We start from the raw sequence: 25,094 nt of genomic DNA on the forward strand, positions 1-25,094 counted from the left end.
TTTTTTCTCCCGCAAAGTCAGTATGGGTTTCTCTCTTGGTATCGGAGAATTTCCCGTTATATGCCCTTGCTATATGACGATGAAACCTGATGGGGAAAAGAGTTGATTGATATTATTCTTGCAAGTGCGGCGCAATTTACGCGATTTGAGGAATTGGGACTGTCTCCCAACGCGCTTGACCTCGGTTTTTTCCAATTAAAATGGTATTCGCTGGCTTATCTCGCCGGTATATTGATCGGTTATTGGTATCTTACGAAACTGATCAAGGAACCGGGCGCTCCATTGGCGCGCCGTCATGCCGATGACATGATCTTTTACGCGACGCTGGGGATTATTCTTGGCGGACGATTGGGCTATGTATTTTTCTACAAGCCGGAAATCCTGCAAAACCCGATCGAGATTTTGCAAGTATGGAACGGCGGCATGTCGCTCCATGGCGGTGTGTTGGGCGTTGTGCTGGCGATCTGGTATATATCGCGCAAAGAAAAGCTGATTTTTCTGCGCATTTGCGACTATATCGCGTGTGTCATCCCGTTTGGCCTGCTTTTTGGCCGCCTGGCCAATTTCGTCAATGGCGAGCTATGGGGCCGGGCTACCGATGTTCCTTGGGCCATAATCTTCCCGATGGGCGGAGAAGTCGCACGCCATCCCAGCCAGCTTTACGAGGCCGGCCTGGAAGGTCTGCTCTATTTCATCATCACTTCGCTGCTCTTTTGGAAAACCGATGCGCGCTATCATCCTGGCAAGCTGGTCGGCACAGGCCTGCTGGTTTACGGCCTCAGCCGGTTCATCGTCGAATTTTTCCGTCAGCCGGATCAGGGCCTTGAGAATCTCAGCTGGGGATTGACCATGGGACAGACACTGACGGTCCCCATGTTGCTACTGGGCATCTATCTGGTGTTTACCGCCAAAGGCCGCCGCGTTCGTGTTGAGCCAACCGCCGGAGACAAAAGCGTTGCCTGAGAGCCCGTCGGCCGCTCATATCCTCGCTGAAAAAATCGACCGGGACGGGCCGATACCGCTCAGCGAATATATGGGCGTTGCCAATGCGGCCTATTATGCAACCAAAGACCCGATTGGCGAAGATGGCGATTTTGTCACCGCGCCAGAAATCAGCCAGATGTTCGGGGAACTGGTTGGTATCTGGCTATCCGATCTTTGGATGCGCAAAGCCAAGCCTGACAACAGCCATTATATCGAACTCGGACCCGGCCGCGGGACGCTGGCATCAGATGCGTTGCGCACGATGGCGAAATTTGGCTGCAAACCGCAAATCCACTTTGTCGAAACCAGCCCGGCCCTGAAAACCAAACAAGCCGCTCTCCACAACAGTGCTGCATGGCACAAGACCATAGACAGTCTGCCGACTGATGGCCCGCTGATGATCGTCGCTAACGAATTTTTTGATGCTTTGCCGGTAGAGCAGTTTATTTCGACGCAGGCGGGGTGGCGCCGCCAAATGGTTGCGCGGGAACGCAACAAGTTCATCGCCATTCCCGGCACGACAACTATCGAAAACCAGGTTTTAAAATCCTCTGCTGGCTTGCCCGCTGGTACAATATTGGAAAGTTCTCCCGCTAGCGTCGAGATCTTGGGCGACCTGTCTAACCGGGTCGCCAAACAGGGCGGCGCTATTTTGATCATCGACTATGGTTATGATCATCCCGGCACAGGCAGCACCCTGCAAGCCGTGAAAAATCATCTGCCTATCAGTCCGTTTGACAGCCCCGGAACGTCGGACCTCACCGCCCACGTCAATTTTCACAGCCTCGGCAATATCGCCAAAACGCGGCTGTTATCCGTTCATGGTCCGACAGAACAGGGGCAATGGCTCAAGACGCTTGGCATTGATCAGCGAGCGAAAAAACTGGCTGAGAGCCGGCCGGATCAAGCCGAAGAAATCCGGGCCGCCCATCACAGGCTGACCCATGTGGAAGAAATGGGCCGGTTATTTCGGGTAATGGCGGCGATATCGATGGACTGGCCGGAACCCGAGGGTTTTGTTTACAGCGGTAGCTAGAAAACAGGCTTTGACAATACTGAAGCGGCCGCTAGCCAACCCATTCGGCGACTTCCAGAACAACTTTGTTCGCAGCCGAATTCAGAGCCTCTCCAACCGGTCCAGCCTCGGCCGCAAAGACATTTTCACTGGCTTCAAACCGGCGTTTTTCAACCGGTTGGCCATCGCGCATTTTCACGGCGTCATAGGTGACAGTGACGGTCAGGCTGGGCCCGTCCAATCCGAAATTGATCAATTCGCCGGACAAATAGGTTTCGGCTCTGCCACTTGCCTGCGCGGGTGTCAGTACGAGCCGATCATTTTTGGCGGCGATAGTTTCTGTCAGCAACCCCTGAAACAGCCGCGCCGGCTTATCCACCCATATGGCATCTTTGAGATAGGCAATAGTGGTAGCGCCTGCCCGCACCGGAACCCGCACGTTATTAAGTTTTTGCGGCGCTGACGGCAAACGGACAACAAGCGCACCAGATTGCGGCCCGGACCGCGCCGCGCCAGCGCCCGGTTTGCTGTCGGATGTCAGCGACAGCAGATAAGGCGGCGGCTTGGTACCGCCGAAACTCACACAGGCACTGAGCAAGCTGAAACCTGCTAATATTGCCAATGATTTGCCCTTACGAATGGTGGTCATGAAGCCAGCCCTTTCAATTGAATGCCTCTATTTGCCCGGCTCATAGTCCGGTAACGCAGGGGCCGATAACAATGACCCGGCACCGCCCTGATCAAGACGCTCCGTTACTTTGGTCAGTGATTTGGTCAATGCCTGCATGTCCTGAACCAGTTGATCCACTTCCGGCAGTGTTTTGTTCCCAAATTGTTGAACGCCAGGGCGAGCGTCATCAAGCACGACGCTCAGCGCCGCCATGCTTTTTTCGGCAGCGGCCAAGGTTTTGGTGAGGTTTTTCGCCAATGGTTCGCCATTATCGTTCAACAGCTGATTGGCGTTATCCGCAACGGCGGAAAGCTTCTCGGCCGTTTCCCCGGCATTGCGGATGGCAATAGTTGACTCAGCCATGAGCGCTTCCAGATTGGGCGCCTGCTGCGCCAACGTACCGGTCATCCGCTCTGTATTGGCCAAAATACCTTCGATAGATTCCTGATTCTTGTCAGATAGCAGCAAGGTCAGTCGGTCGGTCAACGTTGCCAGTCGTTCGACCACCAGCGGCGCGCTGTTCAGCAGTTCGCCAAGCGCACCGGGTTTGGTCGGGATTACAGGCACGCCTTCCGGTCCCAAATCCGTGATCGGCGGCGCGTCCTTAACAGCGCCATCCAATTGAATGTTCGGCGGAGCGGTGAAACTGATACTTTGGATCGTGGCTGTTGTACCCTGCAAAATCGGTGTTTCTTCACTCACCGTAATGCGCACTCTCACAAAATCAGGATCTTTCTTCCACAGTTCGACAGACTCAACTTGCCCCGATGGGACGCCCGCAAAAGTAACGCCCGTGCCTTTGGCAAGGCCGCCCACAGATTGCGCGAAAAATATGTCATATTCCTTGGTCGCGCCATCGCCAAAGCGAACAATCCAGACCAGAAACACCGCTAACAGAACCAGCAACGCAAGGGTGATACTGCCCACAAGTATATGATTAGACCGTGTTTCCATTATCTCACCTTTATGGCCAGCCGAAACGGCCCCTGCAACCTATCTCTGTGTTGATCCGACATTATCAATCTCTCCATCATCGCTGTGATGCCGCCATACGCCCGCGCGGACCATTGAAATATTCCTGTATCCATGGGTGATCCATGGCCAGAAGTTCGGGTATCGTGCCGACCGCGATCACCTGTTGATCAGCTAGTACAGCGACCCGATCACAAATCGCGTGCAGCGTATCCAGATCATGGGTGATCAGAAATACCGTAAGGCCCAAGGTCTGTTGTAATTCACGGGTCAAATTGTCGAAAGCGGCGGCTCCGATCGGATCCAGCCCAGCCGTCGGTTCATCCAAAAACAACAGCTCAGGGTCCAGCGCCAATGCGCGGGCAATTCCGGCACGTTTTCGCATCCCGCCAGACAGCTCGGAGGGATATTTGGGCGATGCTTCGGGCGGCAACCCCGACAGGCAGACTTTGTATTTCGCAACTTCCCGGCGAAACGCCCGGTCCATATCGGGGTAAAATTCGCGCATCGGCACCATCACATTTTCCGCGACGGTGAGCGTGGAAAACAGCGCGCCACCCTGAAATAGTACCCCCCAGCGCTTACGCACGTCAATCGTCTCCGCTTCCGACCGTCCGAGCAGCGATTCTCCAAAAACCTCAACAGAGCCTTCATCGGGTTGTTGCAGGCCGATAATCGAACGCATCAGCACCGACTTACCCGTTCCCGACCCGCCAACAACGCCTAAAATCTCGCCTTTCCGGACGTCTAGGTCGAGATTTTCATGCACGACTTGCGAACCAAAGCTGTTGCGCAGCCCTTTGACGCAGATGACCGGTCCGTCAAAATCACGGTTCACAATCATGGAGTCCTCTTCCGCCATCAGTTCCACCCGATCCAGCTGAAGAACACTGCGAAAAACGCGTCGAGCACGATCACCAGGAAAATGGCCTGCACCACTGCTGCAGTAGTGCGCTTACCGACTTCTTCGGCATTGCCCTTGACCTGCATCCCTTGATAACAGCCGCAAATAGCGATAATCGCGCCGAATACAGGGGCCTTGACGAGACCAACATAGACGTCCGTAAGCGGCACGACTTCCCTGATCCGCGCAAAAAAGGTCGCAGGCGGGATATCCAGTTCTACCCAGCTCAACAGCCCCCCGCCGATAATCGCGACCACGGACGCATAAAATCCCAGCAATGGCAGCATGAACACAGCCGCCAAAAAGCGCGGAAGCACCAACGCTTCTACAGGTGACACACCGATAGTACGCATTGCATCGATTTCTTCGGTCAGCTTCATAGTACCGATTTGTGCAGCAAAAGCCGAGCCCGACCGCCCCGCGACCATGATGGCGGTCATCAAGACACCGAGTTCCCGCAAGGTCAGTCGTCCAACCAGATTGACCGTGAAAACCTCGGCGCCAAATTGCCTGAGTTGCACCGCGCCCTGCTGAGCAATCACCAGTCCGATGAGAAAGCTCATCAAACCGATAATGCCAAGCGCGCGGACACCGACAACATCAAAACGCTGGATCACAGCGTTCCAGCGGATACGGCGGGGATGCAAAATCAGGGAACCGGCAGCAGAAACAACGGACCCGAAAAATCCGATCAAGCCGGCCAGGGTCGTAAAAGCAATCGTGGTTGATTCGCCTACCTCATTCAGCACGCGGATCAGCGGGTTCGGCGGCTCAGGGCGCACTTCGGCGGGCTGGTCGACCCCCCTCACAGCTGCAATCAGACGTTCGGCCTCGTTGTCCACTCCAGCAATTTCCGCACTGTTATCGCGCGCAGTCCGGTGGATAAGCCAAGCGCCCACCGTGTCGATATAGCCGATATCAGTCAGGTCCAACTGCTGCACTTCACCATCATAGCTTTGCAGCCGCTCTGGAAGGTCACCAATAGCGGCGATGGAAAGATCACCTGAAAAACGGAGTATAATGCCTCCGTCTTCGGTTGTTTCTTCGATAAAATCGCTCGACACTGTCATCCTGATCCTTGGTGACTGAAAAATATCAAAAGCTCAAGTAATTATGATGCTTCATGATTTGACGATTTTTTACCGGCACTGCTAAGGGGACCAAATTATTGGGAAACTGGGCGTGATGACGAAATTGGCTATTTACGATATGGATCGAACAATTACGATCCGCGGTACTTATACGCCGTTCTTATTGCACATGGTTTTCGCGCGCGCGCCATGGCGGTTGGCCTTGCTTCCACTGCTGCCATTCGGGTTTATCGGCTATGGTCTGAAATTGATCAGCCGTAAGACTCTCAAAACCTATAACCAAAGGCTGCTGCTTGGGAGTAAGCCGAGCATCAAAAAGCTGGAGCCGCATATTGAACGCTATGCGGATAAAGTAATGCGGGCCAATAGCTATGCCAAAGCAATCGGTCAGGTCGAAGCAGATCGGGCAGAGGGACGCAAGCTCGTGCTCGCGACCGCATCCTACGAACTCTATGTCAATGCGATAGCCGCGCGTCTGGGGTTTGATGATGTCATCGCCACGCGCTTGAAAATCGACGAACAGGGGCAAGTACTACCGGAAATTATCGGTGAAAATTGCTATGATGTCGCCAAGCTCGACCGGATCAAGACTTTTCTAGACGACCAAGGCCTGACGCGCGACAACATCCATATCCGGGCCTATTCCGACCATGTCAGCGATGCACCTATGCTTGAATTTGCCGATGAAGCGGTTGCGACGACGCCCAGCGCGCCTTTGCGAGCACTCGCAAAGAGACGCGGCTGGAAAATACTCGACTGGGCCTGATAGCAGGCTTTCCTACATTCGGGCCGCTATGCTATGTAGATAATGGCTCTTTCTCAGTCTTAAATATCGTGCATCGGCAAACCTATGCTAGCAAGAATATGTTTCCGCATTAGGGGGTGTGACCCTGTGTGACCCTATCCATTTTTGCGCACACCAACTTGGCTTAAACCGTTTCCAGCGCCTGCTCAAAATCGGCGATCAGATCATCCGGGTCTTCCACACCAATGGAAATACGCACCAGATTGTCGGTGATGCCCAACGCCGCCCGGCGATCATCGGGCACAGACAAGTGAGTCATCGCCGCTGGCAGACTTGCCAGGGTCTCGGTTCCGCCCAAACTCACCGCAAGCTTCGCGATTTTCAGCGCATCGAGAAAGGCAAAGGCCTCTGCCTCACCGCCCTTGATGAATACCGAGAAGGTGGAGCCAGCGCCGCTGCAATGGCGATCATAAATATCCTGTTGTGAAGCATCGGAAATGAAACCGAGATAGCCGAGTCCTTCGACTTTCGGATGGTCGCGCAGAAACGCACAGACTTTCTCTGCATTTTCGCCCGCACGGGTCATGCGCAATTCCAGCGTTTCGAGACTGCGCATCAGCATCCATGCCGTGTTAGGATCACAGATTGTGCCGATTGTGTTCCGGATCGCCCGGATCGGGTCCATATGGGCTTTTGAACCCAGAACACCACCAGCGACCAGATCACTATGCCCGCCAACATATTTGGTCAGACTGTAGATCACGATATCGGCGCCATGTTTCAGCGGCTGCTGCCACAAGGGGCCGAGGAAGGTATTGTCAATCGCGATAGGAGGCGAAGCTTCATCTTTAAAAACCTGATTCCGCGCCTCGGCTACGCCTTCGATGTCTACCAGCGCATTGGTCGGGTTAGCAGGACTTTCGAGATAGATAACAGCAACTTTGCCGCCATTATCTGCCGCTTGTGTCTTGGCTTTTTCCAGCAATGCGGAAACCTCATCCGGTGTCGCACCGGCAGGAAAATCGATGAAGGTCACACCAAAGCGGCCCAAAATCTTGTTAATTAACGTTTCGGTGGCGGCATAAAGCGGGCCACTATGGACCACCACATCGCCTTGATTGACATTGGCGAGCAAAACCGTCGCAATCGCCGACATGCCGCTGGAAAATACCAGAGCATCTTCCGCTTCGTCCCAGATGCTGAGGCGGTCTTCGAGAATTTCCTGATTGGGGCCGTTGAAGCGCGAATAGACCAGACCATCAGCACCCCCCGGACGTTTACCGGTAATGCCTTCGAAATGACGCTTGCCCGCAGCGGAATCTTCAAAAGCGAAGGTTGATGTCAGAAAAATTGGCGGCTTGAGCGACCCTTCTGACAGGACCGGGTCATAGCCATGACCCATCATCAAAGTGGATGGCTTCAGCTTGCGTCCACCAATTTTTTCAATCGGTGCTTTCGGCATCCGGCGCGGCGTTACCGGAACAATTGGATCGTCGTTCTGATCGGACATTTTCTCTCTCCAGCCTAAATTATCTTGAACGCGCCATGCCGCAAAACTTAACTGATTACAAATGAAACTATCCAGATGCAGCCGATGATGATCGGGATACCGGCAACATCAAGCACCAACCCCGATTTCAGCATTTTTGGCAATTCAATATGGTTGGTGGACCAGGCAATCGCGTTCGGCCCCGTGCCGGAAGGTAACATGAAGCCCCAGCTTGCGGCCATCGCCGCTGGCATGGCAAGCAGGATTGGATCAACGCCAGTGGCAAGGATAAGGCTAGCGACCACAGGCATGATGCCGCTGGCAGTCGCCACGTTCGACGCAAATTCGGTGACCAGGATGACAAGCGCAACCAGTGCGATGGCGATCACGATTACGGGCACGCTCTTGAGCGGTTCCAACGCCAGTCCTAGCCAGTCGGCAAGTCCGGATTCGATTATCCCAGCCGCGAGTGCCAGACCACCGCCGAACATCATGATTACACCCCATGGCGCTCGGTCCGCTTCGTCCCAGTTCAGCAGTCGACGTCCGGTGCCGTCAGGCAACATAAACAGCAGCATGCCACCCAATATCGCGATACTGCCATCATGCACGGCACCATCAGGCAGCACAGCCTTGATCTGAGGCAGGAACAACCAACCGAGCACAACGAGCGCAACCACTGGCACAACACGCTTTTCTGGCAGACTCCAAGTTCCAGCGGACCCGATAGCTTCCTTTGCACTTACCCCGTCGAAACTATGTTTGCCCACTTTCTGCACCGTGATGAGGATCGCTGCGCAGACGGGCAGACCAATGATGACAATCGGCAGCCCGAATTTCAGCCAGCTCAGGAAATCGATATCCATACCGAGTGTCTTGTTGATCAGGCCAGCGGCAATGGCGTTGGTCGGACTGCCCACCAATGTGCCAAGCCCGCCAATCGATGCGGCAAAGGCCACACCCATGATCAGCGCCCCGGCAAAGCCATCTGTCTCGCCATCCTTGATTCCGCCAGCCACCAGCACCGCCACCGCGATCGGGACCATGATCAGCGTCGATGACGTGTTGGAGATTAGCATGCTCAACAGGGCGGTCGCGGCCATGAAGGCGATCAAAATTCCCCATGCGCTTTTGCCCGCCATGCTGACAATTGCGAGCGCCAGCCGTCGATGGAGGCCAACCCGCTCAATCGCCAGCGCGAGAAATGCGCCGCCGAGGATCAGGAACAGGATTGGTGAATAATATTGGCTGGCGGTCGTGCGGACATCCATGACATCCATTACCGGCAGCGCCAAAAACGGGAGCAACGCGGTCGCGGTCAACGGCACCGCTTGTGTCATCCACCATGTCGCCATGAGAACCGTCAGCGCAGCAACATGCCATGCTGCTGGACTCATAGCGGCTGGCGCTGGAAGCATAAGCATCGCAACAAACACCGCTAGGCCACCGATAAGTCCGACGCGCTGGGCGTTCATATATTTCCCCGATCCTTGTGCTCCTGCATAAGCAGGAGCCCATCTCCTAAACATCCATCTAATCGCAACCGCGGTGGAATAGCAATCGCAAGTCTTTCGTTGAGCCTGTTACCAAGCCAGTGCATTTGGCGGCCAGACCGGGAGATGGCCCCCTGCCTGCACAGGGGCAAAGCTAGGGTCGCAAACCAATCAGCGATATCTGCCGACCATAGCCCGCTTCCCCGCGATGGCAGGAACGGCGGTAGCTGTAATAGCGCTCTTCATTGGCGTAAGTGTCGAGACCGAGCTTATCGATTTTCATCACGCCTGCCTTGGTCAAGCGATCGGCCACATAAGATTCTATGTCGAACTGGAAATGACCGGCTTTACCAGCTGCAAAATACCTTTCATTTTCAGGATCCTTCTCGACAAAACGCGCTTGAAAACCGACATCGACCTCATAGCTTTCCTGCGCGATGCAAGGGCCTATGGCGCAAGCGATATTATCCCGCGATGCGCCCAGCTCTTCCATAGCCGCCACAATATGATCGGTAACTCCACCAATCGCGCCTTTCCATCCGGCATGGGCCGCGCCGACAATCTGCGCTGCCGCGTCGAAAAACAGCACCGGCACACAATCGGCGGTCAATATACCGAGCAGCAGTCCTGGCCTATCTGTCACCATCGCATCGACCCGTGGCCGTTCATCAATGGCAAAAGGCTCCGTTACAATTGCCACATCGGCGCTATGCACCTGATACAAAGTGACCAATTCGCCATTCGGCAAGACCGCAGCCTTGGCCTGTTGACGATTTTTGATAATGGCATCTTGGTCGTCATCGCTGCCAAGACCGACATTGAGACCAGCATAGATGCCAGTGGAAAAACCGCCTGATCGGCCCAGAAATCCATGAGCCGCGCCTTGGAGCAACGGGGCTTTCGTGACATCCACCGCCGATCGGGTTGGCTCAGGCAAGGCTCTTGCTCACCTGCTCGGACACATCTTTCGATAGCCCCGGCGCAGCGGCAATTTTTTCCAGCGCCAACCGCATCAATTCCGACCGGCCGCGCTCATAGCGGCGCCACCGACCCAGAGAAGGAATGAAGCGCGCGGCGGTCTGAGGGTTCTGACCATCCAGCGCGATTACCATGTCAGCAAGCATTTGATAGCCTTTACCGGATGCATCATGAAACCGCACTGGATTGTTTGTAAATCCAGCATAAAGCGCGCGCACCCGATTGGGATTAGAAAGCGTGAAATCGGGATGTTTGGCAAGGCTTTCGACCCGCTTCACCGTATCGCCACGCTGGGACATCGCCTGCAGCGTGAACCATTTGTCGAGCACCAGCGCATTATCCTTGAAGCGCTTGAAGAAATCTTCAAACGCCCAGGTCCGTTCGTCCGCATCCATGTGCGACAACACGCCAAGTGCGCCCTGCATCGCAGTCATATTGTTGGCCTCACGATATTGGTCAAAGGCCAGCTCAGCAGCGTCCTCCACCTGCGATGCGGCAATATAACCCAACGTCACGTTGCGAAGCTTGCGATCGGCCCGTGCCTCAGCATCCAGCGAAAATTCACCAGGCACACATTGCTTGTAGAGACGGCGGAATTTGCGTTCGAACTGGACGCCGATTTTGCCGCGCAATTTCTCGCGGGCATCATGGATCGCTTGCGGATCGACTTCGACCATCTGGTCACCCAGAAACGCTTCGCTGGGCAGCAACAGCAATTCCGCCAGGAATGCCCGGTCGATATTTTCATCAGCCAGTACCGCGCCAACGGCTTGCAGGATGACATCGCGATCCGCCGGCGTGCCGGTGATCTGCGCAAGGAGATAGCTGGTCATCAGCTGCTGCATCGCTTCAAACCGCGCAAACGGGTCATCGTCATGCGATGATAAAAAGGCCAGTTCTTCGGCGGTGCGGCTGCTCTCCAATATAATCGGTGCAGAAAACCCGCGATTGATCGACAGTATCGGATGTTCTTTCTGTCCTTCAAAGGTGAAGCTCTCCTCCGGCCTATTGAGCGTGATGAGTTGCTCGCCTTCATGCGCTTCCGTTTGTGGATCCAGCAAAGCGATTTTTAGGGGGATGACCATGTCTGACGGTTCAGGCTTGGCTCCGCTTGCAGCCAAACTCTGCTTGAGAGCCAGCGTCGCGGTTCCGGTTTGCGGATCATGGCTCAATTTAGCAGACACACGTGGTGTACCCGGCGTGCGATACCAGCCGCGGAACTGAGAAAGGTCAATGTCTCCCCCTTCTTCCATCGCGACGACAAAATCTTCACATGTTGCCGCCTCGCCATCATGGCGGTCGAAATATAGATCCGTGCCTTTGCGAAACCGCTCGGCGCCCAGCAAGGTCGCCATCATGCGAATAACTTCTGCGCCCTTATTATAGACGGTCGCGGTGTAGAAGTTGGAAATCTCCTGATAACTGTCCGGTCGGATTGGATGGGCCAGTGGCCCGGCATCTTCGGGAAATTGCGCCGCACGCAAAATCCGGACATCTTCGATCCGCTTGAGCGCAGCAGAACCCATGTCCGCAGAAAAACTCTGATCACGATAGACCGTAAAGCCCTCTTTCAAGCTCAGCTGGAACCAATCCCGGCAAGTCACCCGGTTGCCCGACCAATTGTGGAAATATTCGTGTGCGACGACGCCTTCGATACCATCAAAATCGGCGTCGGTCGCGACCTCGGGGTCAGCCAATATGTAGCGCGAATTAAAGACGTTAAGCCCCTTGTTTTCCATCGCGCCCATGTTGAAGTCACTGACTGCGACAATATTGAACAAACCCAAATCATATTCACGGCCATAGACTTCCTCATCCCAGCGCATCGAGTCTTTCAGGGCCTGCATCGCATGACCCGTGCGCGGCAAATCGCCATCACGCACCCAGATGTTCAGCTCCACTGGCTTGCCCGAACGGGTGGTAAAGCTGTCGGTATTGGCGACCAGATCACCGGCGACCAAAGCGAATAAATAGCTCGGTTTGGGCCAGGGGTCATTCCACTGCGCCCAGTGACGACCATTATCGCCATCGCCTTCGCTCACTTTGTCGCCATTGCAGAGCAACACCGGAAACAGTTTCTTGTCGCCCTCCATCCGCACAGAGTAACGGCTTAATATGTCCGGGCGGTCAGGGAAGAAAGTAATTCGGCGAAATCCCTCTGCCTCGCATTGGGTGCAGAGCATACCCTGTGAGGCATAAAGTCCCATCAGCTGGGTGTTTGTCGAAGGGTCCAGCTCAACCGTAATTTCCACTTCATGCGCCGACCCTGTAAGTGGTATCTGCAAATTTCCATCGATTAGCTGCCAGTCGGTCCACGGGGCACCATCAACCTTGACAGAGGTGGGCATAAGCCCATCCCCATCAAGCAACAACGGTTCTTGGTATTTTGCCGATTTGGAGCGCCTCACATCCAGCATGGAATGTACCACCGTTTGATTCAAGCCGAGTTGAAAATCGAGAGCGATTGTCGGAATGAACCAGGCGGGCGGGCGATAATCTTCGCGGCGGATGATGGCGGGGTCGGTCGCAGGCGTGGCCGCGTCGGTCTTTTGGATATCTAGCATGGACTCAGCCATAAGAGCCATTTGCACACCGTGCAATTGCGTTTATGCTTCCGATCCGGTGTTTATATGCTCGATCTAAAGGGAATTTCCAACGATGACTCATATGCTGATCTTCGGATTGGGCTATACAGCCAACCGTCTTGCGGACCGATTGCGCAGTGATGGGTGGCAAGTCACAGGAACGCGGCGCGAAGCATCGGACGGAGCAATGGCTTTTGACGATAAAGCTTCAGTCTTAGCGGCAATTGACGAGGCGACACACGTCCTTTCGTCCGTCCCGCCTGCTCGCGACGGCAGCGAACCGGTGCTGGGTGACTATGCCGCAGCGATTAAGGCCGCGTCCCTGAAATGGACCGGCTATCTCTCGTCCACCGGCGTATATGGCGATGTCAAAGGTGCATGGGTCGATGAGAGCGCTCCGATTGGTTCGGGACGGCGCAAGGCCCGCAGCGATGCTGATCTTGGCTGGCAGACATTACGCGACGACGTTCGCATAATGCGCCTGCCAGGTATTTATGGCCCCGGTCGCAATCCGATAACACGGGTGCAGCAGGGCAAAGCCAAGCGTATTGATGTCCCCGGACAGGTGTTCAGCCGTATTCACGTCGACGACATAATTGCCGCCGTGATAGCGTCTTTTGATGGACCCGCGGGCATCTACAACATCTCAGACGACCTGCCAGCGCCGCAGCACGAGGTGATCGCCCATGCCGCCCGGCTCATCGGAATCGAGCCACCGCCATTGCTATCGTTGGAAGAAGCTGACTTATCGGCATCGGCTCTGGGATTTTATGAAGAAAACCGCCGGGTCGCCAATGGTAAAGCAAAGCGTTCATTGGATTGGGAACCGCAATATCCTGATTATAAAGCGGGCATGGCCGGGCTGTCGGAATAGTCCGAACCAACCTGTTTCACGCCATCTTTCAGTCCAATATCATTTTTGCAAGCGCGGTCCCGGATAACCAGGCACACTCAACTCTAGGCCCCAGCATCCAGTCGCCACAAACCCCGATTTTGAGGTCATCATCATAAAGCGCGCTATATTGTGTGCGACCCGATCGCGCATAGCGCCAGCGATGGGCAGAGGCGATCAACGGCTCTGGAAGTCGCGTGCCGGAAATTTCCGCGAACCGGTCAGAAAGGTTGGTGACAACTTGATCCTGATTGTCTTCAAGATGGTCCGTCGACCAAGTCGGTGAAGCTTGAATCACCCAGCTTTCCGGCCCTTTTCTCCCCGGTTTGTCGGAGTTACGTGCGGCCCAACCAATAACCGGGTCATCGCGAAAAATGGGCTTTTCCAACCCCAAAGATTTCTCAAACGCCAGCATCAAGGTCCAGCACGGCTCTGAAACAGTGGCAGCGGCAGTGGCGGCGAATGTTGGCTGCCATGGCTTCAGCAAATCAGCCGCCTGTTCAGCGGGGATCGCGAAGACAACGGCATCGAACAGCGCGTCTATGGCTGCAGTGCTGCCTTGTAATTGCCAGCTATTTTCTCGCTTGAGCAATTTCTCTATCCGCGTCGCCCAGGTCACATCATGACCGGTCGCAAGTGCCTTTACCGGCGCGTTCATGCTCGGCACGCCAACCCACGCTTCTGTTCCCGCAGCAGGCCATCGACTGGCTACACCCTTATCTCCCCATTTATCCACAATCATCTGAAAATCCGGATCGCGAGCGGTAAAATATTGCGCGCCATGGTCAAAGCTAATGTCTCCGGCAGTAGTTTCTATGCGCCGTGTAGACATTCTGCCACCGGGGCCACGCGCCTTGTCAAACAGGGAAACCTGATGCCCGGCAGCCACTAATTGGTTAGCACATGCCAGGCCGGATAGTCCGGAACCGATGATGGCAATTTTCATAACTATGTCTTTCAGCCGTATGGCGTTGTGGAAGCATTGGAGACTATGCCGCGTTTTAGGATTTAACAATTGCTGCCTATGGGGAACTAGCACCATGCAGCGATCAGGCAATATGTCCCAAAGAACGAGTGTGGAAAAATGACAAACGTAACAGTCTGGTATGATGGCAATTGCCCGTTATGTATCCGCGAAATCGGTCTGATGCGGCGGCTTGATAGGAAAAACGCCATCGAATTTGTGGATCTCACCCGCTTTGAAACACCTTGCCCCGTCGATCGTAAATTGATGATGGATCGCTTTCATGCGTCGGAAAATGGTACGTTGCACTCAGGCGCTGCTGCATTTGCAGCTATGTGGCGCGCAATTCCGCTACTGCGTCCGCTGGGCCTGGCTGCGCGGCGACCCTGGGTATTAAATCTACTGGAACGCATGTATCTGATTTTTCTGCGTTGGCGACCACGCCTGCAAAAGCTGGCAGGAGGAAAGGTAAAATCATGATCAGACCGAAACCCGATCCCGTCAGCAAGGGCCAAGAGAGTGTGTGGGACTATCCCCGCCCGGCTATTGCTCAACCATGCCCCTCGCGAATTGTGATCGAGCATGCAGGACTGATCGTGGCAAATACGCGCTCCAGTATCCGTACGCTGGAAACCAGTCACCCGCCCAGCTACTATATTCCGCCCGAGGATATCACGCCAGGCATGCTGCGCCGAGCAGAGGGTAGCTCGTTTTGCGAATGGAAGGGCGCGGCTGCCTATTGGGACGTGATCGTCGGCGACGTTGTCTTGCCGCGAGTCGGTTGGAGCTATCCCAATCCCACCGAAACATTCGTGATGCTGCGAGACCATATTGCTTTCTATGCCGCGCCTTTTGATCTCTGCAAGGTTGACGGAGAAACTGTTACGCCACAACCGGGTGAATTCTATGGCGGCTGGATCACGAGCAAGCTAGCAGGCCCTTTCAAAGGCATCGCGGGAAGCCGGGGATGGTAAGAGATGGCCAGTGATAATGATGATCCAAAAGGCCGGTCCGTTCCGCGCGGACGGATGTCCCGGTTTGGGCAGTTCGGCCGTCTGGCTGGCGGCGTCGCTGGCGGAATGGTTGCCGAAGGCGCACGCCGCCTAGCCAATGGCGAACGCCCGGCCGTGCGCGACATGATGCTGACGCCCGGCAATGTTTCAAGAGTTGCTGACCGATTGTCTCACCTGCGCGGGGCAGCGATGAAGCTGGGTCAGATGATCTCAATGGATTCCGGTGACATGCTGCCACCGGAGCTCACCGAGATCATGGCACGGTTGCGCCAAAATGCGCACCGTATGCCGCCGCAACAATTGCAAAAGGTGTTGGCGGAACAATGGGGCAAGGACTGGCGCAAACGCTTTGCTCATTTTGGCGCAACCCCGATTGCCGCCGCTTCGATCGGACAGGTGCACCGCGCCATGCCCCCTGACGGCCGAGATCTGGCCATTAAAGTACAATATCCTGGCGTGCGCGAAAGCATTGATGCCGATGTCGACAATGTTGCGGCCTTGCTAAAAATATCCAATCTCTTGCCGCGGGAACTTGATATCGGGCCGCTATTGACGGAGGCCAAAAAGCAGCTGCATGAAGAAGCGGATTATGTTCGCGAGGGCAAATATCTGACCCGGTTCAGGACATTGCTAGCTGGTTCCCCTGAATATGTCATACCGGTTCTCGACGAGGAATTTACCACGGACCAAGTGTTGGCAATGAGCTTTGTGGAGGGCAAAGCGATTGAGACGCTGGAAGATGCGCCGCAAGAAACCCGTGACACAGTGATGAGTTTGTTATTCCAACTGGTCCTGCGCGAGATATTTGAATTTGGCGTTATTCAATCCGATCCCAATTTTGCGAATTATCGCTATCAACCGGATACCGGCAAGCTGGTGCTGCTTGACTTTGGCGCGACGCGGCAAGTCGATGCCAATATAGCCAAAGCGTATCACCGCTTGATCCTCTCAGCGTTCGACGGTGATCGCGACGCCGTTCGTAAAGAAGCTCTGGCGGCTGGTTTTGTTGGCGAAATTGCAGTCACAAAACACCGCGCCCGGATTGATAGCATGATCGACATCATTCTTGGCGAACTGAACCGCCCTGGCCTATTTGATTTTAGCGACCGTCGCTTTGTGGCCGCATTGGGCGAAAAGGGCATGGATATTGCGGCGGACAAAGCAGCCTGGCATATCCCGCCAACCGACCTGCTGTTCATCCAACGCAAAATCAGTGGAATGGCCCTGCTGGCCGCCCGCCTAAAAGCAAAAATAGACGTGCGTGCGATTGTGAGTGCGCATCTGGATGTCGATTTAAGCACTGAAGGCGCTTCATGATCTATTGAAACAGGCCAGTGCCTGCATTCGAGGCAAGCTAATAGTCACAATTTTGTTGCCGATCGAAGTTATGCGCCAGTTGACGATTCCGATTTGTTGGACCAGATGCAGAACAGTTCGATTCTACAGACTGGATAATGAATGGCACGAAGGAAACGTAGCTTCGCAGTTATTGGTCTTGGCCGGTTTGGCAGCAAGATCGCTCGGGAACTGGTCGCGTATGGCAATCATGTTATCGGCGTCGATGTTGACGAGAGGCTGGTTGGCGCGATTGCAGATGATATCACCGAAGCGGTAATTGCGGATGCACGCGATGAAGGCGCTTTGCACGAAGCAGGACTGGCCAGCTATGATGCGGCGATATTGGCCATCGGATCGGATTTGGAAGCCAGTATATTATGCCATATGAACCTCAAAAGCATTGGCATATCCGACATCACGATCAAGGCGTTTGATTCGCAACATCGCCGGATCATGGAGGCGCTTGGCGCCGACGATATTGTCATCCCGGAAGAGGATGCCGGTGAGCATATTGCGCAACGCCTTCACAATCCTCTGATCGAGGATTTCATGGAAATTTGCGAAGGCAGTTATGTCGCGCTGGTAGAACCGCAAAAGGCTTATCTGCGCAAAACCCTTCAGGATCTGAACGTCGACGGCAATCTCGAAGTGGAATGCCTTGGCATCATGCGCCACAGTCTGTTCATCAACCCGACATCGCATCAGGAAGAATTGCTGGTACCCGGTGACCGGCTATTGGTTCAGGGTAGCCGCTCAGCGATCCGAAACTTTGCGGACGCGCGATAGGCATGGGCAAATAATGCACCAATATTCCGCAACCATGTCGATAGCTAGGTGACGGCTATTTCCCAATTTAGCGGTCGTAATATTGGCCTCCCACCCCCGATATTGCTGGCGCTGCTATATGGGTTGCTGGCGCTTTCGGGCATGGCGCTTCTCAAACTCCCCTTTGCGGCAACCATCAACCTGACATGGATGGACGCCTTGTTTACATCGGTATCGGCGATAACGGTGACAGGGCTGGTGGTCGTGGATACGGGCAGCGACCTATCTTTTTTCGGTCAGGCCGTTGTACTGGCCCTTATTCAACTTGGCGGACTAGGGTTGATGACTTTTGCGACCCTAGTATTGTCGTCGCTCGGCCTGCCCATCGGATTTGAACATCGGGTCTTTCTGAAAGAGGATTTGGGCCAAACATCACTTAGTGAGCTACTTTCCCTGGTAAAAATTGTATTGCGGGTAGTCTTGCTATGCGAGGCGATGGGCGTCGCGCTTTTGTGTTTTGTAACTGTTCCAGAATTTGGTTGGGGGATGGGTTTGTGGCAGGCTTTGTTCCATTCCATATCGGCATTTAACAACGCTGGATTCGCGTTATTTCCTGACAGTTTGACGCGGTGGGCGACCAACCCGGTCATCAACCTTTCAATCCCGGCGCTCTATATTATTGGCGGTCTGGGCTTTGGCGTATTGTGGGATGTATCGAGGCATCGGCGCTGGAACCCGCTCACTTTGCATTCCAAGCTGATGCTGGTTGGAACGGTTGGGCTTTTGCTGTGGGCATTTATATTATTTGCGGTGTTGGAATGGAATAATCCAGGTACTCTGGGGGCGTTGGACAGCACGGCGGACAAGCTGTGGGTGTCGTGGTTTCAGGCTAGCACCCCGCGCACCGCTGGCTTTAACACCACCGATATTTCGCAACTACACGATCCCACGGTGCTCTTGTTCATCTCGCTGATGCTGATTGGCGGTGGCAGTACGTCAACAGCCGGCGGCATCAAAGTCACCACGTTCATCGTCCTGTTGCTGGCCACTTACGCCTTTTTCCGTCGCCGTCCGCGCATGCGCGCGTTCGGCCGCAGCCTGGGATTTGAAGAAGCGTTGAAAGTCATGGCATTACTTACCATCGCCGGAATGGTGATATTGACCGGCATGTTCCTGACCACCATCAGCCATGATGGCGATTTCCTGAATTTGGCCTTTGAAACCGTGAGTGCATTCGGAACCGTTGGCTTGTCACGTGGAACTACCGGGGAACTGGATACGCTTGGACGACTCACCATCATTGCGATCATGTTCCTCGGGCGTGTCGGCCCTCTAACGCTTGGGTTTTTTCTGGCTACGACCACGCCGACGCGGATCAAATATCCCGAAACAAAGATCTATCTGGGATGATCTAACTGGCGATAGCCGAAACCTGCTCCTGATATGTCGGCGTAAAGGTAGATAAGGCCCGGCATAGTCATCCCTATATCACGCACTCCTGATCAATTGCCCCGGCCTTGCGCCGGTTGACTGGTCAAACCTGCGGATCACTTCGCCGGAGACTATCGTCGCATCATAGCCGCTCGCGCGCTGATGCAGGCGCTGACCGCCTGCGGGCAGATCGCGGACAATTTCCGGCAAGTGCAGTTTCAAGCCTTCCAGATTGATGACATTGATATCGGCCTTGGCGCCCTGCTTCAGCAAACCGCGCTTGGGCAGCCCGACCGCTTTGGCCGCCTTGTGGGACAGCATGTGCACCGCTTCGGCAAGATCAAAGCGCAGCTTGCCCGGATTCTGTACAAATTGGGTCAGCAAAAAGGTCGAATAGCTGGCATCGCAAATCGCACCATAATGTGCACCGCCATCACCCAGGCCGGGAATGCAATGCGGATGGCTGAGCATTTCATGCGCGCTATCGAGCGTGGCATCCTCATAATTGCCGAGTGCCGCCAGGAACAGGCCCTTGCCTTCGGTCTCCAACAGCCGGTCATAAGCAATTTCCTGCGGCGAACAGCCTTTGGCCTTTGCCTGCCCGGCCATGCTCATTTCCTTTGGCGGGGCGTAATCCGGCGGATCATCGAGCGGGAAGAGCCAATTCCAATCCCGCGCCAACTCGTTAAACGGGTGGCCCTTTTCGAAGTCCTCGGTGATCAGGGCTTCGCGCAATTGGGGATCGCGCATCGCCGCGACCTGCTCTTCGACCGACAGGTCGGCAATTTTGGACCAGCTTGGGCAAAGCACAAAAGGATGCACGGTCAATTCCAGGCCAGCGATCAAGCCAATAGGGCGCGGCATGATTTGCGCGGTGGCCTTGCCGCCGCTGGCATTGGTCTGATCAATCATGTCGAGCACCTTGCGCCAGCGCGGCGGGCCGTCATTTCCGGAAGCAAGCGTAAAGGTGGCGGGCCGGCCGCTTGCCTCCACCACGCGTTCGATCACCTTATATTCCTTGTCCCAACCGACGAAAGCATCGAGAACGACTTGAAACGTGCCGGTTCCGGCATCGGCCATACCGCCGCAAATCGCTTCCAGTTCCTGAACATCCGCCTCAAATGTGGGGATGCTGCCACCATCGGCAGTCTTGTGGATCGACAAGCGGGAAGTAGCAAAACCCAGGGCGCCTGCTTCAATCGCTTCTTTCGACAACTTGCGCATCAAAGCCAGATCTTCGGCATTAGCCGGCTCTCGTGAGGCACCGCGTTCGCCCATGGCATAAACCCGTAACGGCGAATGCGGGAGATAGGCTGCGACATCAATATCGCGCTTACCCTTTGCGACGGTGTCGAGATATTCCGGGAATGTTTCCCAATTCCACGGCAAGCCATCTGCCATCACAACACCGGGAATATCTTCTACGCCCTCCATGACATTGATCAGCATGTCATGATCGTCTTTTCGGCAAGGCGCGAACCCCACACCGCAATTGCCCATCACGGCCGTCGTTACGCCATGCGAAGATGAAGGGCTTAACTCCTCCGCCCAGATACATTGTCCGTCATAATGCGTGTGCACGTCGATGAAACCGGGTGTTACGATTCGATCGCGCGCATCGATTTCTTCTCGGCCACCGCCTGTAACCTGTCCAATCGCAGTAATCTTCCCGTTGGAAATCGCGATATCGCCCTCGATTAGCGCCCCGCCGCTGCCATCAGCAATAGTACCGCCCCGGATCACCAGATCATGTTCCATCGTCATAGCCTCTTTCTCATCCTCTGATCACGCGCATCACGCCGCCTATCAGCGAGCCTAGCACGAAAATATAAATAGGCGGCATGCTGATATAAAGCCACAGCAAGCGCTTTTCAGGCGCCTTGTGATAGCCCAAAGCATAACCAATCCGCATAAAAGGCCAGATCAGACCGATGGCCGCCGCCCAAACCGGACTGACGACATAAGCGAACAACCATAGTCCCGGCAGAAACAGAACAAGATGCTCCAGCGTATTGTGATGGGCGCGAACATAGCGCTCATATTCCGGTGGGCCGCTATGTGACGGGACTTCAATTTTGAACCTGCCCCGCGCCAGTCCAGCCTTCAAAAGAGTGAAATAATAGGCCAAAAGCGCCAGCGCGCTGACAATCACAACATAGCTATAAGGATCCATAGTCCACCCGTCTCCCGACCATTTGACGCAATGATCATAGACAGCCGGATACGGATAACCATACTGCATTTGGATAAGATCGTTGGCCAACAGGGTCTAAGTCGGTCGGTAGCTATATTGGCGGTCGCGGTTCAGCGCCCTTATATTCATCTGGCTACATCAACTGGTCTTCGGCTTGCGCGCTCTGAGCGCCACCAACAATCCCGCCATCGCCAAAAGAGCGCCGACGGCCGGCAATGCGGTCCAGACATAGTCCTCAAACAGGGTCGATAATATCATCGCCACGACCGGCACGAGCACGCTGGAATAGGCCGCTTTGCCAGCACCTATTTCGCGCAGTAGGGAAAAATAAAGCGGGAAAGTAATCACAGAACCAACAATCGCGAGATAGACGATCCCACCGAGATAGGCCGCACGCATTTCTATGACCGGTGGCCCGACCGTGATCCAGGACAAAAGAATGTTGATCGCCGCGCCCCAGAACATCGCCCATGCCAACAAGGTCAGGATCGGGTAGCTTTTAAGCTTTGGCAAAGCCTGCATCACATTGGCGACAGAGGCAGACAATATCCCGCCGACGGTCAGAGCCACGCCCAATAAAACGTCGGCCAGTGTCGCCGGAGAGCTTTTATATTCATGCCAGAAGAGTAACGCGATTCCCGCTGCAGCAATCGCTGATCCGGCCAGGAAGGCCCCATTGATACGCTGGCTCAGAAATATGCGTCCCAATATCGCGTTCGGTACCATCAATAGCGCGAATAGCACCGCGACGAGGCCGGAGGTGATATAAAGCTCAGCATTATAGACAAAATTAAAGTTGAAGGAGAATTGGGCAATGCCGATCAGGATCGCCCAGAACTGACCTTTTGCACCCAGCCGAAAGGGCAGCCGCTTGAAACCGACCAACACGAACATGGCGGCTGAGGCAATTATGAACCGGTAGCTGACCGACCAGCTCGGCGGGACATCGGAGATCTGGTCTTTGATGACAAGCCAAGTCGAGCCCCAGATCAGGGAAACCAACAGAAACGGAAATAATATGCGCGGCGTCAGCAAACCCGGTTCGCCGCCCTGCTCAGCGTTCATAAGGCGCCGATAGCCTCTGCCAATGGCCGGATATCTTCAGCGCTTTGGTTCCAGCTGGTTACCAGCCGTGCCTGTCCCTCACCCCAATCATAGAAATCAAATCCTGCCCGGCGCAAGCTTTCCGCTTCCGTTGCCGAGAGTTTTATGAAGATTTCATTGGCCTCAACCGGATAGAGCAACCGGTCACTGGCGGCTCCAGCGATAATTTGCGCGCCCTGATTGGCCGCCCGCGCATTGTCGAGCCACAAGTCATCTTCGAGCATCGCCAGTATCTGCGCGGTAAGATAGCGACCCTTGGACTGTAAATGGCCTGCACGTTTGCGCCGATAATGGGTGTCGCGGGCCAGTTCCTTGTCAAAGAAAACCAAAGCCTCTGCGCCCATGCCGCCATTTTTGACGAAGCCAAAGCTCAACGCATCGACACCCGCTCTCCATGTGACATCGGCCGGGTGACAGCCGAGCGTCGCCAACGCGTTCGCAAAGCGCGCACCATCCATGTGCAGCCCCAGACTGCGCTGCTTGCAAACTTCCGAGACGGCGGCAACTTCGTCCGGTGTGTAGACAAGCCCATATTCCGACGCATTGGTGATGGAAACGGCCGCCGGCTGCACCTGATGCACGTCATCCCGGATCGCAGCACACATGCTATCTATGGTGTCGGGCAAAAGCTTCGCCCCTTCTCCACCTGCCAGCATAAGCTTCGCGCCACCGGTATAAAAACCAGGAGCGCCCGCTTCATCCTGTTCGATATGCGCTTCCTGATGGCAAATCACTCCCTGATGCGGCTGGCACATCGCTGCCAAAGCCAGCGAATTTGCAGCTGTTCCGGTTGCGACCCACATCGCCTCGACATCCGTTTCAAAAAGATCGGAAAAAACGCCGCTCAACCGCGCGCTTAGAGCATCACCGTCATAAGCCGTATCCTGCCCGTTGGCCGCAGCCAAAGCAGTCATCACCTTGGGATGGACAGAGGCAGCATTGTCGGAGAAAAATCGCATGAGACCGCCATGCTGCGTAGCAGTGGCCGCGTCAAGATTGGGATTGGCGGCGTTCGCTATTTAGGACGGCAATTTATACCGGCAAAGGACCTAAAATCCGTTAAAACTCGTTAGCAGCACTGCGCCTTGCAACGTCTGCGGGCCTATCCGCAGCTTCTGGCAAATCACCCCTTTCGCTATTCTTCATCTGAATATGCTCAAAGAGTTGATCAATCTGGTTCAAAGCTTTGTCTGTCATTAATATATGCGGTTGATTACCGCCTTGCATGCTTTGTTCGTTATACAGAAATCCGTCTGCTGACAGCAGGTCCACATATCGCAGCGTCAATTTTTCCGGTGTTTTTGTCCTTGCTGAAATATCCGTCAGTCGCAATTTTTCACCAGACCGCTTTGCATCATAGAGTTCCAGCAAGACATCCCAAATATTGCCCTTACAATATTCATCGGGAAACAGGTCGGCTCTCGATCGTCTGAGGTCGATCGCAAATTGCCCGAGGTCAAGCTTCCTTGTCGCGCTGTCCCGTTGCTGGTTTTCCAACCGCTCCAGTCTTTCAAGAATCTCTTCCAACAGCGCTATTTGTTCGCGTGCATCGTCCATGATGTATCTCCATTTGAGACTTAAGGGGGCAAACTCTCAATTTCAATCGTCAGCGACTTCCCACTAAAGATAGTGTCCTGAACCATTGTCACGCAAACAGGGGACAACTTGAAAAAAAGGGCAAACAAGCCCATTGTCTATCCGAGAAGGAGAGTAGCAGGGCATGGCTACCAACGATCAGGATTTGCATATAGGCGATGTTTTCCGGGAGATTGCGGCATTATCGTCCTTGTCGGATATACTCGAGCTAGTGCGGATGGCGGTTACAAGTCTTGGCGCAAACAGAACCAGCTATCATTTTACCCCCAAGCTGAAATCGCAAACCGATCACACAGTTCAACTGGCAACGTCAGGTTTTTCCAAAGAATGGCTGACGCTTTATGAAGAAGCAGGTTTCCGAAAAAGCGATCCAATCCCGGATATCATAATGCAACATGGCGAGCCCATGTTGTGGCGGGACGCTCTTGAATCGCGTCGGCTGAATGAAAATGAACGGCGTTTTGTGGATCAACTCCAAGCGCATGGTCTGATCGAAGGCGTTGGAATACCACTTTTTGGACCGAAAGGGCGCGATGCCTATTCGGCATTTACATTTGATCCCCTAGAACTCACTTTTGATGACAGCATAATAGCGACAGTTGCTGCTTTAGCGAGCGCTGCCCATATCAGGATATGCTATATTCTGGATCAGAAATTCGAGCGAAAGGTTCACTTGTCGGAACGGGAAACGCAAGTCATCCGGCTGATTGCGCACGGTCGCTCAAACAAGGCGATTGCCGCAGAGCTAGAAATTGGCGGATCAACTGCAGATACATATGTCCGGCGGGTTTTTGCGAAACTTGATGCAAGCGATCGAACAGGAGCATCAATTCGTGCCCTTGAGCTCGGGGTCTTACGACTCTAATCTTAC

The 25,094-nt window shown here is 54.5% G+C and carries 24 protein-coding genes; 10 read left to right on the plus strand and 14 right to left on the minus strand.

All coding sequences use genetic code 11. The features are described from left to right. The first annotated feature begins 102 nt into the window (after nucleotides 1–102). Together lgt and J4G78_RS08305 are read left to right on the plus strand one after the other, a co-directional pair. Nucleotides 103–963 carry a prolipoprotein diacylglyceryl transferase gene (gene lgt / locus J4G78_RS08300; RefSeq protein WP_207990024.1) on the plus strand — a complete coding sequence of 287 codons (861 nt, stop codon included), beginning with the start codon at nucleotides 103–105 and terminating at the stop codon, nucleotides 961–963. Further along, on the plus strand, nucleotides 956–2,020 hold the full coding sequence (locus J4G78_RS08305; RefSeq protein ID WP_243457277.1) for a class I SAM-dependent methyltransferase: 1,065 nt from the start codon (nucleotides 956–958) through the stop codon (nucleotides 2,018–2,020). Before lgt ends, J4G78_RS08305 begins: the two co-directional genes overlap by 8 nt. 31 nt (nucleotides 2,021–2,051) lie before the next feature. On the opposite strand, the gene J4G78_RS08310 is transcribed toward J4G78_RS08305, so the two are convergent. The 4 genes from J4G78_RS08310 to J4G78_RS08325 form a co-directional block, all read right to left on the minus strand. Beyond that, on the minus strand, nucleotides 2,052–2,648 hold the full coding sequence (locus tag J4G78_RS08310; protein WP_207990025.1) for an ABC-type transport auxiliary lipoprotein family protein: 597 nt from the start codon (nucleotides 2,646–2,648) through the stop codon (nucleotides 2,052–2,054). Between the two features lie 27 nt (nucleotides 2,649–2,675). Then, entirely contained in the window at nucleotides 2,676–3,623 is a 948-nt protein-coding gene (locus tag J4G78_RS08315) for an MlaD family protein (protein WP_207990028.1), read from the minus strand. A gap of 76 nt (nucleotides 3,624–3,699) precedes the next feature. After that, complete coding sequence (locus tag J4G78_RS08320; protein WP_207990030.1) at nucleotides 3,700–4,503, minus strand: ABC transporter ATP-binding protein; 804 nt, start codon at nucleotides 4,501–4,503, stop codon at nucleotides 3,700–3,702. Next, a complete protein-coding gene (locus J4G78_RS08325) occupies nucleotides 4,503–5,615 on the minus strand; it encodes an ABC transporter permease (RefSeq protein WP_207990032.1) in 1,113 nt (370 codons plus the stop codon). The genes J4G78_RS08320 and J4G78_RS08325 overlap by 1 nt, the downstream gene beginning before the upstream one ends. A 115-nt stretch (nucleotides 5,616–5,730) precedes the next feature. Here J4G78_RS08325 and J4G78_RS08330 point away from each other — a divergent pair, with 115 nt between their 5' ends. After that, entirely contained in the window at nucleotides 5,731–6,402 is a 672-nt protein-coding gene (locus J4G78_RS08330; protein ID WP_207990552.1) for an HAD family hydrolase, read from the plus strand. Between the two features lie 163 nt (nucleotides 6,403–6,565). Here J4G78_RS08330 and J4G78_RS08335 read toward each other — a convergent pair whose 3' ends face one another. From J4G78_RS08335 to pepN, 4 genes are all read right to left on the minus strand, one after another. Beyond that, the gene (locus tag J4G78_RS08335) at nucleotides 6,566–7,891 is read right to left on the minus strand and encodes a cystathionine gamma-synthase family protein (RefSeq protein ID WP_207990034.1); all 1,326 of its coding nucleotides are present in this window, start codon (nucleotides 7,889–7,891) and stop codon (nucleotides 6,566–6,568) included. Between the two features lie 47 nt (nucleotides 7,892–7,938). After that, on the minus strand, nucleotides 7,939–9,345 hold the full coding sequence (locus tag J4G78_RS08340; RefSeq protein WP_207990035.1) for an SLC13 family permease: 1,407 nt from the start codon (nucleotides 9,343–9,345) through the stop codon (nucleotides 7,939–7,941). Between the two features lie 172 nt (nucleotides 9,346–9,517). After that, nucleotides 9,518–10,300: a peptidoglycan editing factor PgeF gene (pgeF, locus tag J4G78_RS08345; protein WP_207990037.1), complete on the minus strand. Its 783-nt coding sequence runs from the start codon at nucleotides 10,298–10,300 to the stop codon at nucleotides 9,518–9,520. Continuing rightward, complete coding sequence (pepN, locus tag J4G78_RS08350) at nucleotides 10,293–12,905, minus strand: aminopeptidase N (protein WP_207990039.1); 2,613 nt, start codon at nucleotides 12,903–12,905, stop codon at nucleotides 10,293–10,295. The genes pgeF and pepN overlap by 8 nt, the downstream gene beginning before the upstream one ends. A 94-nt stretch (nucleotides 12,906–12,999) precedes the next feature. On the opposite strand from pepN, the gene J4G78_RS08355 reads away from it, so the two are divergent. After that, complete coding sequence (locus tag J4G78_RS08355) at nucleotides 13,000–13,800, plus strand: SDR family oxidoreductase (RefSeq protein WP_207990041.1); 801 nt, start codon at nucleotides 13,000–13,002, stop codon at nucleotides 13,798–13,800. A gap of 28 nt (nucleotides 13,801–13,828) precedes the next feature. On the opposite strand, the gene J4G78_RS08360 is transcribed toward J4G78_RS08355, so the two are convergent. Then, nucleotides 13,829–14,764: an NAD(P)/FAD-dependent oxidoreductase gene (locus J4G78_RS08360; protein ID WP_207990043.1), complete on the minus strand. Its 936-nt coding sequence runs from the start codon at nucleotides 14,762–14,764 to the stop codon at nucleotides 13,829–13,831. 138 nt (nucleotides 14,765–14,902) lie between these two features. On the opposite strand from J4G78_RS08360, the gene J4G78_RS08365 reads away from it, so the two are divergent. From J4G78_RS08365 to J4G78_RS08385, 5 genes are all read left to right on the plus strand, one after another. After that, nucleotides 14,903–15,262, plus strand: a complete 360-nt coding sequence (locus tag J4G78_RS08365) for a thiol-disulfide oxidoreductase DCC family protein (RefSeq protein WP_207990045.1) — start codon at nucleotides 14,903–14,905, stop codon at nucleotides 15,260–15,262. Further along, nucleotides 15,259–15,756 carry a DUF427 domain-containing protein gene (locus tag J4G78_RS08370; RefSeq protein WP_207990047.1) on the plus strand — a complete coding sequence of 166 codons (498 nt, stop codon included), beginning with the start codon at nucleotides 15,259–15,261 and terminating at the stop codon, nucleotides 15,754–15,756. The genes J4G78_RS08365 and J4G78_RS08370 overlap by 4 nt, the downstream gene beginning before the upstream one ends. 3 nt (nucleotides 15,757–15,759) lie before the next feature. Then, nucleotides 15,760–17,112: an ABC1 kinase family protein gene (locus J4G78_RS08375; protein WP_207990049.1), complete on the plus strand. Its 1,353-nt coding sequence runs from the start codon at nucleotides 15,760–15,762 to the stop codon at nucleotides 17,110–17,112. A gap of 141 nt (nucleotides 17,113–17,253) precedes the next feature. Next, on the plus strand, nucleotides 17,254–17,919 hold the full coding sequence (locus J4G78_RS08380; protein WP_207990051.1) for a potassium channel family protein: 666 nt from the start codon (nucleotides 17,254–17,256) through the stop codon (nucleotides 17,917–17,919). 48 nt (nucleotides 17,920–17,967) lie between these two features. Further along, nucleotides 17,968–19,308: a TrkH family potassium uptake protein gene (locus tag J4G78_RS08385; RefSeq protein ID WP_207990052.1), complete on the plus strand. Its 1,341-nt coding sequence runs from the start codon at nucleotides 17,968–17,970 to the stop codon at nucleotides 19,306–19,308. Between the two features lie 78 nt (nucleotides 19,309–19,386). Here J4G78_RS08385 and J4G78_RS08390 read toward each other — a convergent pair whose 3' ends face one another. The 5 genes from J4G78_RS08390 to J4G78_RS08410 form a co-directional block, all read right to left on the minus strand. Continuing rightward, on the minus strand, nucleotides 19,387–21,093 hold the full coding sequence (locus J4G78_RS08390) for an N-acyl-D-amino-acid deacylase family protein (RefSeq protein ID WP_207990054.1): 1,707 nt from the start codon (nucleotides 21,091–21,093) through the stop codon (nucleotides 19,387–19,389). A 10-nt stretch (nucleotides 21,094–21,103) separates the two neighbouring features. Beyond that, nucleotides 21,104–21,502 (minus strand): MAPEG family protein, encoded by a 399-nt coding sequence (locus tag J4G78_RS08395; protein WP_207990056.1) that lies wholly within the window; start codon nucleotides 21,500–21,502, stop codon nucleotides 21,104–21,106. 159 nt (nucleotides 21,503–21,661) lie between these two features. Next, entirely contained in the window at nucleotides 21,662–22,588 is a 927-nt protein-coding gene (locus J4G78_RS08400; protein ID WP_207990058.1) for a DMT family transporter, read from the minus strand. Further along, nucleotides 22,585–23,586, minus strand: a complete 1,002-nt coding sequence (locus tag J4G78_RS08405; protein ID WP_207990060.1) for a threonine aldolase family protein — start codon at nucleotides 23,584–23,586, stop codon at nucleotides 22,585–22,587. Before J4G78_RS08405 ends, J4G78_RS08400 begins: the two co-directional genes overlap by 4 nt. 100 nt (nucleotides 23,587–23,686) lie before the next feature. Continuing rightward, nucleotides 23,687–24,184, minus strand: a complete 498-nt coding sequence (locus J4G78_RS08410) for a hypothetical protein (RefSeq protein ID WP_207990062.1) — start codon at nucleotides 24,182–24,184, stop codon at nucleotides 23,687–23,689. A 163-nt stretch (nucleotides 24,185–24,347) separates the two neighbouring features. On the opposite strand from J4G78_RS08410, the gene J4G78_RS08415 reads away from it, so the two are divergent. Further along, the gene (locus J4G78_RS08415; protein WP_207990064.1) at nucleotides 24,348–25,088 is read left to right on the plus strand and encodes a helix-turn-helix transcriptional regulator; all 741 of its coding nucleotides are present in this window, start codon (nucleotides 24,348–24,350) and stop codon (nucleotides 25,086–25,088) included. Nucleotides 25,089–25,094: the final 6 nt, after the last annotated feature.

The organism is Parasphingorhabdus cellanae (assembly GCF_017498565.1).
Classification (GTDB): Bacteria; Pseudomonadota; Alphaproteobacteria; order Sphingomonadales; family Sphingomonadaceae; genus Parasphingorhabdus; species Parasphingorhabdus cellanae.